Here is a 12,028-nt window from a genome sequence, read left to right as displayed (position 1 = left end):
CTGTGGATTAATTGGTTTACGCATGATTTTTGAAAATAACAGCCGGTAGTTGAAAACTTCAGTATCTATATTGGGCTACAAGCTATTATTTTCAAGGGTTGAGGGTTTTCGGACAGGCACTATTTACATTCACTCCAATCCGATCAGTACTTTTTTATTGTTATCAAATCTAACAAGGACTCTTTCGAACGAATACAATAAAAACCTTTGTTCTTATGCATAACGTCTTCTTTAACCATTTCCCTGAATACCTTATTGACAACCTGCCTTGAAACACAGACCAGTTGCGCAATGTCTTCCTGGGTAATACTGAGATCAAGTCCAAAGCCATGTGTGCAATCTACTGCATGTTCATGACAGAGATTCACCATCGTTTCAATGATTCGGGTTCTGGCATCCTTGAAGATCAGACTGTCGAGCCTTGCCTGCAAGGTTCTCTGCCGCTCCTCAAGCTTCTGGACGACCTCCAGATAGAGCTTCGGATTGGAAATATCATCAAGAAATTTCTCTTTCTCGATCAACAAGATAGTTGCCCCTTGAATGGGAACCAGCTCGTAAGATACTTCGCTACCGTGTATACCGCCAAACAGATCACCCACATCCAGAACAGAGTCCAGCATTCTGACCGAATCATTAATCTGCCGGTAAAGCTTGATACGTCCAGTTAAAACCAGATATACCCCCTGCTGACGAATAGCCAGTGGCGACCGGTGATCAATTTTCACTTGATGGGCTTCACGAGTCAGAGACTCGACATCTTCTTTTGAAAAACGCTTAAAGAAGTCCAGAGACCTTAAATACCAAAGATTTATATCACTCATCGAAGACCTACAACAAAATTGTTATTTTCTATTTTTATATACGACTCTTATTTTCAAGCAACCAATACACGACAGTGTATTTTAATATTCATTAACTAACACAACTTAGCATAACAAAAGTAATCCTGTTAGTAATAAAGTTTATATGCATATAAACCAATTATTACAATAAGGCTGGCGTAATAAGCTTAGATTCTAAGCCTATTACGCCTTTAACTTTTAACACAATGCCTAAAAATACATAACTGTAGATTTAATCTCTATAAACTTATCAAAGGCATGAAGTGATTTATCTCTGCCATTTCCTGACTGTTTAAAACCACCAAAAGGAACCGAATTATCCCCTCCGAGATAACCATTAACATAAACAGTGCCCGCTCTGATTTTTCCAGCAACGCGGTGCGCCCTTGCCAGATTATCTGTCCAGAGTCCTGCCGCTAAACCATAATGCGTGTCATTGGCTATCTTCACCGCTTCCTCTTCATCACTAAACCGAATGACAGAAACCACAGGACCAAAGATCTCTTCACGAGCAATTTTCATGGTATTGCTTACTCCCTCAAAAAGGGTCGGCTCAATATAAAAACCACCAGTCTCATCCATTACTCTCTGCCCACCCGAACTGAGCGTCGCTCCTTCTTCCTGACCTGCGGAAATATAATCAAGAATGGTCCGAACCTGAACTTCATCGACAATAGCGCCCGCACGACTTTCAGGATCCAGAGGATGTCCTGGTTGCCAAGCCTGAAGATGTTTCTGCAATAGCGGAATGAACTCATCATAAACGGCCTCATCCACCAGCAACCTTGAGCCGGCTACACACACTTCACCCTGGTTGTAACCAATGCCCATTGCCGCGCCTTTGGCCGCTGCTTCCAGATTCTGACAATCGGCAAAAACAATATGAGGACTTTTACCACCGGCTTCTAACCAGATTCGCTTCATATTGGACTCTCCAGCATAAACCATTAGTTGTCTTGCGGTTCGGGTAGAGCCTGTAAATGCCAGACAATCAACATCATTATGCAATGCCAGAGCCTTGCCAACGGTATGGCCATACCCAGGCAATACTTGTAGAACCCCTTTGGGTAATCCAGCCTCTTCGGCCAATTGTGCCAGTCGAATGGCAGTCAACGAAGACTTTTCAGAGGGCTTGAGAATAACACTGTTTCCCGTGGCCAGAGCAGGCCCCAGCTTGAGACTGGCCATACTCAGTGGAAAGTTCCAGGGAACAATCGCAGCTACCACACCAACCGGTTCACGGGTAATCATTGCCAGACGAGAAGGATCTACAGGCGCAATTTCACCATAAATCTTATCAATAGCCTCTGCACACCATCGTAAAGACTTGGCACTGCCAGGAATATCATCATTCAGAGAAAAGCGGATAGCTTTGCCCATATCCAGTGTTTCCAGCAAAGCCAGCTCTTCGACATGCTCCAGTATCAGATCAGATAACTTAAACAGTACGGCCTTTCGGTCAGCCGGAGCCGCTCTGGACCACTCTCCTGAATCAAAAGCTGCACGAGCAGAGGCCACCGCTCTGTCAGCATCTTCCTGTGAGCAACTGGCTATTTTTCCGAGGAGCCGTCCATCTACAGGCGATAGACAGTCGAACGTCTCTTGGGATACGGCATCGGTATACTCGCCGTTAATCCATGCTTTACCTGTAATGGTTAATTGCTCAGCTCTGGTTTCCCAGTAGGCTTTATCCTGGCTGGACATGGTGACTCCACTTTTACTATGAAAATGCAGCCATATCAGTGTTTGCAGCTATTTTCTTTATTCGAGGTGTGGCTGCATTCCCAACTCATGGCTACTCAGTTTCGGTTAATGGACTGCTATTGCTCGGGAAACACTCATTATTGAGACTTTTTACGCAATAGCCAACCCTTCATTTCGGATAGCATTACCAGGCAACAATCATCACCCCCTGTATTCAAACAACCATGAGCTGGATAGACCGCCTAACCATAAAAATGATTACAGAGCCCGAATAGCGGTATTTTCATAGTAAAGCGCTACAAGAAAAAACCGTTCCACCGCAAATTGTCAGTAAAGCTGTCAACCTTGTTATACCACTCCCTTCCAGCAAGTCTTAGGATGACTCGCAACCAAACAGCCATTTAAAGGAGTAATACCATGGCTTTATCCATCAACCTGGAAGATCACTACAACTACACCCTGCTGGAAGTCCAGGGCAAAGTGGACGCTATCACCTCGCAAATGCTGGATCGCGCTATTGAAGCCGCAACTTTTGAAGGCAACCGTCATTTGATTCTGGATTGCTCACAGCTATTCAGCATCAGCAGTGAAGGCCTGAGAGTCTTGCTCAGCACCCGCAGCACCTTGACCCTGCTTCACAGTCTAACGCTGTGCAATGTCTCAAGATCAATTCGCTCGCTGCTGGAATTGAGTGGTATTTCCAGATACATCAGCATTGCCAGTGACTTGGATGAAGCTGAAGCCATGCTGTTCGAATCGGATGCCCAGCTGGGCAGAATCAACATAAATTAATTCTGCTTGCCAGCTGATGAACCCGATACAATACAAAGTATTCCCAAACCCTGCAAGCCATGCCCGTGCAGGGCTATCGGATAAAACGGATAAGAATCAGTCATTTTCCCCTGCCGATGTACGACAGCGCCTGTTTGTATCGAGCCAACCAGGCAGAACACGACTTTCGTCATACCAGATCCAGAAAGTTCAGAAAATGACGGTGTCAGAAGCGGCCAGCCTGTTTGAGCAAGCCAACATTTCCTTCTCTGATCCACACTTGAAAGAAAAACTGGTTGAGTTTTATCTGGATGCCAGTGAAGGGGACAGAGTTCAATTCTGGCTCTCCATCCTTTCCAGCGAACAGCATTTAAGCTTTAAGCACTGGTTCTCCAAAACAGAGATGGGCTTAAATTTTGTGCCTTATTGCGCAAGAGCCTATCAACTACTGTTTAGTGAGAAATATCCCTGCCTGCCAATTCCTCTCTGTGACCGTATTGCCGATGATGCACCCGTTAACTTTATTTGAGTGGGAAGTTTTCTGCCTGATCGTTACCTCCAGCAAATTCAGCGTGTAGCCCAATGCAGGCCAAGAAAGGAAGTTGTTTTATGGATGGACCGCACGCTACTCACCCCATCAGACCAAAATTTGATGCAGCGACTACCCTCCTTACCCAGCCTGCGAGGTCTGGATATAAAAGTACTCGACATCAGTGATGCTGGCCTGGACAGCACATTACCCGGATCGCCAGATTCCCTGACCCGCCTGATTGAATTTGCCCGGACTGACTTAAAAGCCATGGAAGTCGTCAGCGATATCGTGCGCTACGCATTACTCGCTAAAGGAAGTGAAGCAATTGACTGTGCTTCAAAGACTGCGCGCAGACGATCATCCAGTGGAATGATTTACCTTGATACGGATCGGGGTCCACAAACCGATGAAATAACCGAATGGGGGGCTATGAGCGCTCCGCCAGGGCTGATCTGCACTAAAGACCGTAACAATGATGTACTGGCAAGTGCTTACCAAGGACATCCGATTCTGCTGGAAACCCTGAAGACCATCCAAACCAGAATGTCTCCTTCAGGAAAAGAATGGTCTTTGATCTACCAAGGCACCTTTGCCCACTATTACGACACCTTGCAGAAAACAGGCCCATCCTGTTTGTACGATACCTGTCAGCAAGTGACTGGGCACCCCGAGGCTATTGACGAGTATCAGTACTTTCACTTCAACTCTCCCGCAGCGGGCCCCGAAGTGTGTGACGGAAACTGGTGGAAACCCAACAAGCCGCGTCACACTCATCACTGGATTCAGGACATAAGCAGACGCTTAGACGTCAGCTGATTGGTATCTATCTTCCTGGTCAGCATGGGGCAGAATGGCATTCAACAGCACAGCGGTGATAGCACAAAGGCTAACGCCTTTGAGCGAAAACTCGCCAAATGACAAGGCCAGATTACCAATACCAAACACCAGAACCACCGAAACAATAACCAGGTTGCGCGGTTTGCTCAGATCTACCTGTGCCTTGATCATGGTACTGAGGCCCACTACAGCGATAGAACCAAACAACAACATCATGATACCGCCCATTACCGGCGTCGGAATGGTTGCCAGGAAACCACCCACTTTACCAATAAACGCTACCACGATGGCAATGACTGCTGCCCAGGTCATAATCTTCGGATTAAACGCTTTCGTCAGCATAACCGCGCCGGTCACTTCTGAGTAAGTCGTATTCGGTGGACCTCCCAGCATGGCTGCCGCAGAAGTCGCCAGACCATCTCCCAGCAGGGTATTTTTCAGTCCCGGCTTTTCCAGGTATTTTTTACCCGTCACCGAGCTGATCGCCAGCATATCTCCGATATGTTCGATGGCTGGAGCAATAGCTACCGGCACCATGAACAAAATGGCATTCCAGTTAAACTCCGGAGCGGTAAATGCAGGAATAGCAAACCACGGACGATCAATAACCGGCTGAAAATCCACAACCCCCATAAACAGTGCTGCTGAATAACCGGCACCAATACCGCAAATAATGGGAATAAGCTTGAGGATACCGCCCGCCATGGTGGAAACGATCAGAGTGGTCACCAGAGCAATACCCGCCAACAACAAAGACGTATTAGCATCAATAGAGGGGTTAGCACCTCCGCTCGCCATATCAACAGCAACGGGTGCCAGTCCCAGACCAATCACCATAATGACAGGACCAACAACCACCGGAGGAAAAAGCCGATAAAGAAATCCACTTCCTCTGATGCGGATGATGAAACTAAGCAGAACATAAAACAGACCCGCCGCCATCATACCGCCCAATGTTGCGGGCAGCCCCCAGCTCTGAATACTGAAAGTAATAGGGGCAATAAAGGCAAAAGAAGATGCCAGAAAGATGGGCACCTGTTGCCTGGTACACAGCTGGAATATCAGAGTACCAATACCCGCTGTAAAAAAAGCAACATTCGGATCCAGCCCGGTCAGCAAGGGCACCAACACCAGAGCACCGAAGGCCACAAACAACATCTGCCCTCCCATTAGTATCTGGCGCAAGACAGGCGTTTCATCAGTGCTCATATTCACATCAATCATAATCAGTCCCTTATCAATAGGCGTCCAGATATAGCCAATATCCACCCAGCAAGATCCAGGTAATGACTATGGCAAAGTAAACGACAGGAAATTCTTTTCGGGCTACTGGTATAATCAGCCAGGTGGATTGCCTGACCAGGTCCAACAGCCCCCAAAGCAGTAGCATAAGCCCCCAGAGCCAGCACCACTCCAGCAGAAGTGCTACATAAACCACGACCAGGCAGATAACTGCTGGACGTGGAGGTACCGATACTACAGCCCGGATTTTTTCAGGTAGGTTCATCTTGAAGTCAGTACTCAAGTGACTGAAAACGTACAACGCCCCGAAAGCTATCCCTGCATTACTTGGTTCCGAAAATTTTATCTCCGGCATCACCCAGTCCCGGTATGATATAGCCATGCTCATTCAGGCATTCATCGACCGATGCGGTAAAGATGGTGACATCAGGGTGAGCTTCCAGCACCTTTTCAATACCTTCTGGAGCCGCTACCAGAACCAGGCAGCGAATTTCCTTGCAGCCCGCTTTCTTGAGCATATCGATGGTAGCAATCATGGAGCCACCTGTCGCCAGCATAGGGTCAAGTACCAGAGCAATTCGCTCATCGATATCCTTAACCAGCTTTTCAAAGTAAGGGACAGGTTCAAGCGTTTCTTCATCCCGATACAGGCCCACAACACTGACACGGGCACTCGGCACCAGATCGAGCACCCCATCCATCATTCCCAGACCGGCTCTAAGGATGGGTACAATAGTAATTTTCTTACCCTTGATCTGCTTGACGGTGACATCTCCTGCCCAGCCATCAATAACATGATCTTCCAGCTCAAAATCCTTGGTCGCTTCATAAGTCAGCAGTGAGCCGACTTCATTAGCCAGTGTCCGAAACCCTTTCGTACTGATATCTCTGGTGCGCATAATGCCCAGCTTGTGCTGTACCAGAGGGTGTTTGATTTCCTGTACACTCATGTCAGATCCCGATGCCTTCCGCTTATTACTGAGTCAGCCCATTTCATAGGCATAAACCTTTTTATTTTTACACAGCCTTTACTATTCACCTATAAGTTTTTCTCACATCAAACCACAGTGAAGCTACAACTTGCTGTTAACCTCTAATAGAGGTATTTTTGCTCTCTTTTTTTGCTCTCTTTTTTTGCTACGGTTCAACTTTTGCCTACATTGCCTGGCTACCTACAGCTCTGCTGAGTGATAAGCAGGGTCTGAAGATGCCAGACATTAGCCAATGACCCGTTACCTGTTATTACAACGAGGTTCCAAACCTATGTCTGTTGATCTCGACCATATCCAGCAAGTCTTCGACGAAGCTGACTGCCTGTATAATGAACAGCAGATAGAAGAAGCCATTAAAAGCATGGGCAGTGCCATTTCTGAACAGCTGTCTGGCAGTAACCCACTGGTTTACTGTGTAATGAATGGTGGGATGGTCATTACTGGCAAGCTCCTTACTCACTTGCAGTTCCCTCTGGAAGCTTCTTACGTGCACGCTACCCGTTACCGTGATCAGTTAACCGGTGGCCGTCTGGATTGGAGAGTACGCCCTTCACAGGATATGAAAGGCAGAACAGTGCTGATCGTTGATGATATTCTTGACGAAGGTCACACTCTGGATGCCATTGTTGATTTCTGTAAGGAACAAGGTGCCGAGCACGTACTGACTGCTGTTCTGGTTGATAAACTGCACGACCGAAAAGCCCGTCCTGGCCTCAAAGCCGACTTTTATGGCCTGGAAATTGAAGATCGTTACATCTTTGGATATGGCTTGGATTATCAAGGCTACTGGCGGAATGCTAATGGCATTTTTGCTTTGAAGGGTCACTGAGTCGTTTAATCAATTGAACCAGATGGCTCAACTGCAATCTGGTTCAATGGCCTTTAATACCCGAAGATTTCATTCTACCCTGCAGACCTTTTCTCATAGCTGCACGTTCCTGCTCAGCCTCCTTAGGAACAGTCTTGTGCTTTTTAAGCGTACTCTTTTCTTCTTTTGCCTGCTCTTTGCGAACCTCTTCTACTCCTTTTCTGAAATCCTTTCCTTTACTGGCCTTGGCTCGGGCATCCACGGCTTCATGGTACTCTTTCTTAAGCGATTTTCTATCAGTGGAGTATGTCTCAACTTTACTTTCCAGCCCTCTTAACTCCCCTTCAAGACGCTCTCGCGTTTTTTTGAAAGAAGTTTCTACTCTGGCTTTAGCCTGATGTTTCTGCTCCGGACTCAATCGCTTGTCGTGATCAATGTTACTCCGTCGCTGTCGTCTCATGGTTTTGATCCCTTTGAGCTTGGCTTTCAAGACTGGGATCTCATGATCTTTTCTGTGCTTATGCCCGGCTTCATGGGCATCCAGTTTTTCTTTCCTGGCGACTACCGTTTCACCTAACGCTTTCATTTCTGTCCGGTACTCTGTCCACTTTTCGCTAATCTCTGCATTCGCTGTCTGCTGCACGGCTTCCACTGCATGATCCAGTTTCTCATGCCGGAACTCAGCCTCTTTCGCAGCCGCTGCATCAACCCTTGGCTTTAAAGATTGACTGAGCTCTCTGATTTCTTGCTTTAGCTCAGCTCTTCTACCGGGTTCATCATCACTCCCTCGTATCCGTCTTAATTCTTTACGGTCCGAATCATAGCTTTGAAAACCAGAATCCTTGTCAAAAGCAGCTCTGAACTTCCTCATCAATTCTGTACGGTCACCAAACAGCTCAGCCTTCGAAAAGTCATAGGTTTTACCATCAGGGGCCGGAAACTTGCCTTTTTTGGGTGGCGCTCCCACCAGGTCATAAAGCTCAAGAGACTTGCTGTATTTTTTATCAAAACCCACCAGCTTTTTCTCGAGTGCATTGGCCTTTTCTTTCAGCTGCCCCAGCTCCTCCACTTTCCCATTCCTGGCCGTAAGATCCCTTTTCAACCCTTTATCATGAACGCCATCAATCAGCTCCTTAGGCACTGGCTGCCAGTTCTCATGCTTGAAAAAACGTTTCAACTCTCCAAAGACATGAGTCACTTTTTGTTTGAAGGTCCGCTCAACGGTTTCTTTCACAGGGCTGGCAGAATCCGATGACCTGGTTCCTATGTGCTTTTTGCCTTCCACCACTTCACTGGTTCGCTCATGGATAGAAGTATCAGAAGGGACCGATTGCTGCGATCTGGCATGAGGTGGAGGGGGTGGAGGCAAACGGTTAGGATGATTCAGGGCTTGAATGTTTCGATTCAGAGCTTTGGCTGACGGTCTTGGTCTTTCCCTGACAATAGAAGTACTATTATGGTCCGTCTGAATCGGACTCTGCCCACCTATTGGGCTGGAACCACCTGTCGACATCCCTGTTTCCTCTGAGCTCTTTTCAGTCTATTCCGTTATATATTTAAGTATCATCTATAGCTGAGTGGCTTATTCAAAGAATCTATATCTTTTCGGAATAATTCAGAGTATCTGATCCACTATAAATGCAGTAATCGCCATAATTCCGACAATTGCGGTGAAGGTATCCAGATAGATGTTCCTGAAGTGCCTGAGATCAGGCACTCGATAGAGGGCGTAAACAGGCATTAGATAGAGGATGGTTGCCAGGACAGGCACCACCACCATCTCAACCATTCCGATCACACTCCAGTTGGCGTAGCCTGCCAGCCAACAGGTAATAAGCCCAAAAGCAAGCGTCCCTCTGCGTAATGCAACTGGATTTAATGGCTTGTGGCTATTGTATTTATGCCATTGCTGAGTCACCAAGCCCTGCATGCCCTCCAGAGTCCCGAGATAGACCCCGAAAAATGAACTGGCGATTGCCAGAAATGCAATCGCCGGAGCAATCACAGCAAATACAGGATTCCCGGAACGGTTAGCAAGCACGGATAACACCGGTAGGTTTGCCTCCCGGGCCTGCAGAAGATCAGCCGGAGTAAGACTCAGTACACAGGAAAAGACAAACAGCAAAATGACCACCAGCAGCAGCTGGGTATTTCGCTTAAGAATGAGGCTGGTTTTCCGAGCACAGGCCTCCTTATCAGGCATGGTCAATCGGTATGCCTGAGCAAACGCCGAACAAGCCGGGGAATGATTGAAAGAGAAGACCAGCAGAGGTGTCGTCAGAAAAAGGGTCAACAGCATATCATGGGGATTAAAGGGCTGATCGAAAGCGGCCAGATTCCATTGAGGGATCAGATAAACAGAAATACCCAAAAGAATCGCCACCAGTGGATAACAAAGAAGCTTTACCGCTCTCAGCATCCAGGTTTCACCAATATACATAATGGCAATAAGCCCAGAAACCAGTACGAGACTGACCAGAATTCTGGGAGGCGGCTCCATCTGCAATTGATACTCCATAAAGCTGATCACGACGTTGGTTATGCCAATGCCATAAAGCAGCAGTATTGGGTATATCGAGAGAAAATACGCAAGCGTCAGTGCTCTGCCAGCCGTTGTACCAAAGTGCTCATTGACGGTACCGGTAATATTGGCAGTAGGATCAGAGGAAGACAGACAAAATCGAACCAGATTTCTATGCGCCAGCCAAACCATGGGACCCGCCAGTAAAGCCAGCACCACCAGTGGCCAGATCCCCCCTGCTCCTGCATTGATCGGAAGATACAGTATGCCGGCACCAATGGCTGTGCCGAAAAGATTCATCATCCAGCCGCTGTCTCTGGAGCTCCAACTCTTTCCCTGCCTGGACTGATGCCGAGTAACGTTTTCAATTTCCGTTTCCACGGTGCTGTCAGGCATACCACCCCCTGCGGGCTCTGTGTATGAATAGGGAATATGGAGTTTCAGGCACGCACAAACTGAATGCCAGACGGTATTATAGACACCGGAAACATGAGTCACCTCTGACACTTACAGTTTGAAACGCATCGTGTACAATGCCGCTAAACTGCCAAGAGCTATCAGGAATAACAATGAAGAAAGACAAGCAGAAAGTCATTGGTGAAGTACTGAGTGATGAGCGAATCAAAGAGCTGCTTACCCTTCAACCACCCGCAGGAGAAGATCGCGCTTTGCATATTCTGACCCGTGCCTACCGTGCTCTCAGGGCAGAAGACTTTGAGCGATTCCTGCGCTTTTATTCGGAAACCGGCCTGGATATGAATCCTGGCACACCAGAAGGCAGTTCATTCCTATCTGTTCTGGAGTCACATCAGCATGGCTCTCCTTACGTTCAGGCTTTAAAGAACTGTGGTGCCAACTAATACAAACTCTTTAACGGCCACCTGGGAATCTAGCCGGGAGTGACGCTTAAGTAGAAAGAGCACTTATTCTGCTCTTTAGCCAGCTGTCAATTCTCGGCCAGGGTCCTATACTTCTGAGCTTTAGCAGTACTCAGGAGAGACACCATGTTTGGTACATGGTTTAAAGACCCACGTATGATGGCCTGCGCCATGATCCTGTTCAGCACTACTTCACCTGCCTGTGATGACGCCTCCATGGAGGACCGACTGGCGGCCTACAAACAGCATTATCCTGCCATCTCCTACCCCAGCCTCAGAAAAGCCATGGACGCAGGGGAAGTTTTCATTATCGATAGCAATAAAGCAGAGACCTACAGTAAAGGTCATTTGCCCGGTTCTCACTCCCTTGCTGACAGAACAACGCTTGAAAGCAGGCTTCCCGTCCTCAAAAACTACCCCATTGTTGTTTATTGCGGCGGCCCCCAATGCCCTTCCTGGTTTTCCGGTGCTGACTTTGCTGCAGCTCGTGGGTACAGCAATATCATGCACTACAAAGGGGGCTTGAAGGATTGGAAAGAACAAGGGGAAACTCTGGCAACCGGCAAGAACTGACTGAGAGATAATCAGTGGTGACAAAAGTGTGATTTCTCTGCTTTGGAAAAAAACTCAAAACAGCGTTAGAGACAGCAGCACTCCGTTCTTGCTCAATTATCCTATACAACAAAGCTGGATCGCATGGTTATTACCCATCTTACTTGCCTACAAGACTTCATACGCAGACTCTGTATTCAGGACCGATTTACCTGATTTCTATCACTCGATTCTGCAGTTTTTAGCGTTTGACGAAGGAAGATTCTTGTGGACTGCGGAACCAGTCTACTACTGTGACTCCTGTACCAAGCCTGGCGAGGTACAATCAACATCACAGCAGCAGGCTGGC

Annotated in this window: 13 protein-coding genes; 6 read left to right on the top strand and 7 right to left on the bottom strand. The window is 47.4% G+C overall.

The window, feature by feature from the left end; all coding sequences use genetic code 11:
* Positions 1-143 precede the first annotated feature (143 nt).
* Both ACR2PX_RS01695 and ACR2PX_RS01690 read right to left on the bottom strand, forming a co-directional pair.
* Positions 144-821 (bottom strand): Crp/Fnr family transcriptional regulator, encoded by a 678-nt coding sequence (locus ACR2PX_RS01695; protein WP_433997625.1) that lies wholly within the window; start codon positions 819-821, stop codon positions 144-146.
* Positions 822-1,052: 231 nt separating this feature from the next.
* Positions 1,053-2,546 (bottom strand): aldehyde dehydrogenase, encoded by a 1,494-nt coding sequence (locus tag ACR2PX_RS01690; RefSeq protein WP_433997624.1) that lies wholly within the window; start codon positions 2,544-2,546, stop codon positions 1,053-1,055.
* Between the two features lie 417 nt (positions 2,547-2,963).
* Between ACR2PX_RS01690 and ACR2PX_RS01685 the strand changes: the two genes are divergently transcribed.
* The 3 genes from ACR2PX_RS01685 (at position 2,964) to ACR2PX_RS01675 (ending at position 4,665) form a co-directional block, all read left to right on the top strand.
* Entirely contained in the window at positions 2,964-3,338 is a 375-nt protein-coding gene (locus tag ACR2PX_RS01685) for an STAS domain-containing protein (RefSeq protein WP_433997623.1), read from the top strand.
* Positions 3,339-3,354: 16 nt separating this feature from the next.
* Positions 3,355-3,846 (top strand): hypothetical protein, encoded by a 492-nt coding sequence (locus ACR2PX_RS01680; protein WP_433997622.1) that lies wholly within the window; start codon positions 3,355-3,357, stop codon positions 3,844-3,846.
* Positions 3,847-3,930: 84 nt separating this feature from the next.
* Positions 3,931-4,665, top strand: a complete 735-nt coding sequence (locus tag ACR2PX_RS01675) for a hypothetical protein (protein WP_433997621.1) — start codon at positions 3,931-3,933, stop codon at positions 4,663-4,665.
* Here ACR2PX_RS01675 and ACR2PX_RS01670 read toward each other — a convergent pair.
* The 3 genes from ACR2PX_RS01670 to upp are packed head-to-tail and all read right to left on the bottom strand — an operon-like array spanning position 4,651 to position 6,878.
* Positions 4,651-5,895, bottom strand: a complete 1,245-nt coding sequence (locus ACR2PX_RS01670; protein ID WP_433997626.1) for a uracil-xanthine permease family protein — start codon at positions 5,893-5,895, stop codon at positions 4,651-4,653. The genes ACR2PX_RS01675 and ACR2PX_RS01670 overlap by 15 nt on opposite strands.
* Positions 5,896-5,923: 28 nt before the next feature.
* Positions 5,924-6,193 carry a hypothetical protein gene (locus ACR2PX_RS01665; protein WP_433997620.1) on the bottom strand — a complete coding sequence of 90 codons (270 nt, stop codon included), beginning with the start codon at positions 6,191-6,193 and terminating at the stop codon, positions 5,924-5,926.
* Between the two features lie 58 nt (positions 6,194-6,251).
* Entirely contained in the window at positions 6,252-6,878 is a 627-nt protein-coding gene (upp, locus tag ACR2PX_RS01660) for a uracil phosphoribosyltransferase (RefSeq protein ID WP_433997619.1), read from the bottom strand.
* Positions 6,879-7,191: 313 nt separating this feature from the next.
* Here upp and ACR2PX_RS01655 point away from each other — a divergent pair, with 313 nt between their 5' ends.
* Positions 7,192-7,749 carry a hypoxanthine-guanine phosphoribosyltransferase gene (locus ACR2PX_RS01655; RefSeq protein WP_433997618.1) on the top strand — a complete coding sequence of 186 codons (558 nt, stop codon included), beginning with the start codon at positions 7,192-7,194 and terminating at the stop codon, positions 7,747-7,749.
* A gap of 43 nt (positions 7,750-7,792) precedes the next feature.
* On the opposite strand, the gene ACR2PX_RS01650 is transcribed toward ACR2PX_RS01655, so the two are convergent.
* Together ACR2PX_RS01650 and ACR2PX_RS01645 are read right to left on the bottom strand one after the other, a co-directional pair.
* The gene (locus tag ACR2PX_RS01650) at positions 7,793-9,241 is read right to left on the bottom strand and encodes a hypothetical protein (RefSeq protein ID WP_433997617.1); all 1,449 of its coding nucleotides are present in this window, start codon (positions 9,239-9,241) and stop codon (positions 7,793-7,795) included.
* A gap of 102 nt (positions 9,242-9,343) precedes the next feature.
* The gene (locus ACR2PX_RS01645) at positions 9,344-10,645 is read right to left on the bottom strand and encodes an amino acid permease (protein WP_433997616.1); all 1,302 of its coding nucleotides are present in this window, start codon (positions 10,643-10,645) and stop codon (positions 9,344-9,346) included.
* A 173-nt stretch (positions 10,646-10,818) separates the two neighbouring features.
* Between ACR2PX_RS01645 and ACR2PX_RS01640 the strand changes: the two genes are divergently transcribed.
* Together ACR2PX_RS01640 and ACR2PX_RS01635 are read left to right on the top strand one after the other, a co-directional pair.
* Positions 10,819-11,109 carry a PA4642 family protein gene (locus ACR2PX_RS01640; protein WP_433997615.1) on the top strand — a complete coding sequence of 97 codons (291 nt, stop codon included), beginning with the start codon at positions 10,819-10,821 and terminating at the stop codon, positions 11,107-11,109.
* A gap of 144 nt (positions 11,110-11,253) precedes the next feature.
* Complete coding sequence (locus tag ACR2PX_RS01635) at positions 11,254-11,700, top strand: rhodanese-like domain-containing protein (RefSeq protein ID WP_433997614.1); 447 nt, start codon at positions 11,254-11,256, stop codon at positions 11,698-11,700.
* Positions 11,701-12,028 lie beyond the last annotated feature (328 nt).

The sequence above is a fragment of the Endozoicomonas sp. genome (genome assembly GCF_051008435.1).
Classification (GTDB): domain Bacteria; phylum Pseudomonadota; class Gammaproteobacteria; order Pseudomonadales; family Endozoicomonadaceae; genus Endozoicomonas_A.
Note: the sequence above shows the minus strand (reverse complement) of the source record. Positions and strands in the feature narration are given on the sequence as shown.

Bases quoted from the DNA above. Each gene is read 5' to 3' on its own strand.
- ACR2PX_RS01695 (WP_433997625.1), bottom strand. From the start codon at position 821: ATGAGTGATATAAATCTTTGGTATTTAAGGTCTCTGGACTTCTTTAAG.
- ACR2PX_RS01690 (WP_433997624.1), bottom strand. From the start codon at position 2,546: ATGTCCAGCCAGGATAAAGCCTACTGGGAAACCAGAGCTGAGCAATTA.
- ACR2PX_RS01685 (WP_433997623.1), top strand. From the start codon at position 2,964: ATGGCTTTATCCATCAACCTGGAAGATCACTACAACTACACCCTGCTG.
- ACR2PX_RS01680 (WP_433997622.1), top strand. From the start codon at position 3,355: ATGAACCCGATACAATACAAAGTATTCCCAAACCCTGCAAGCCATGCC.
- ACR2PX_RS01675 (WP_433997621.1), top strand. From the start codon at position 3,931: ATGGACCGCACGCTACTCACCCCATCAGACCAAAATTTGATGCAGCGA.
- ACR2PX_RS01670 (WP_433997626.1), bottom strand. From the start codon at position 5,895: ATGAGCACTGATGAAACGCCTGTCTTGCGCCAGATACTAATGGGAGGG.
- ACR2PX_RS01665 (WP_433997620.1), bottom strand. From the start codon at position 6,193: ATGAACCTACCTGAAAAAATCCGGGCTGTAGTATCGGTACCTCCACGT.
- upp (WP_433997619.1), bottom strand. From the start codon at position 6,878: ATGAGTGTACAGGAAATCAAACACCCTCTGGTACAGCACAAGCTGGGC.
- ACR2PX_RS01655 (WP_433997618.1), top strand. From the start codon at position 7,192: ATGTCTGTTGATCTCGACCATATCCAGCAAGTCTTCGACGAAGCTGAC.
- ACR2PX_RS01650 (WP_433997617.1), bottom strand. From the start codon at position 9,241: ATGTCGACAGGTGGTTCCAGCCCAATAGGTGGGCAGAGTCCGATTCAG.
- ACR2PX_RS01645 (WP_433997616.1), bottom strand. From the start codon at position 10,645: ATGCCTGACAGCACCGTGGAAACGGAAATTGAAAACGTTACTCGGCAT.
- ACR2PX_RS01640 (WP_433997615.1), top strand. From the start codon at position 10,819: ATGAAGAAAGACAAGCAGAAAGTCATTGGTGAAGTACTGAGTGATGAG.
- ACR2PX_RS01635 (WP_433997614.1), top strand. From the start codon at position 11,254: ATGTTTGGTACATGGTTTAAAGACCCACGTATGATGGCCTGCGCCATG.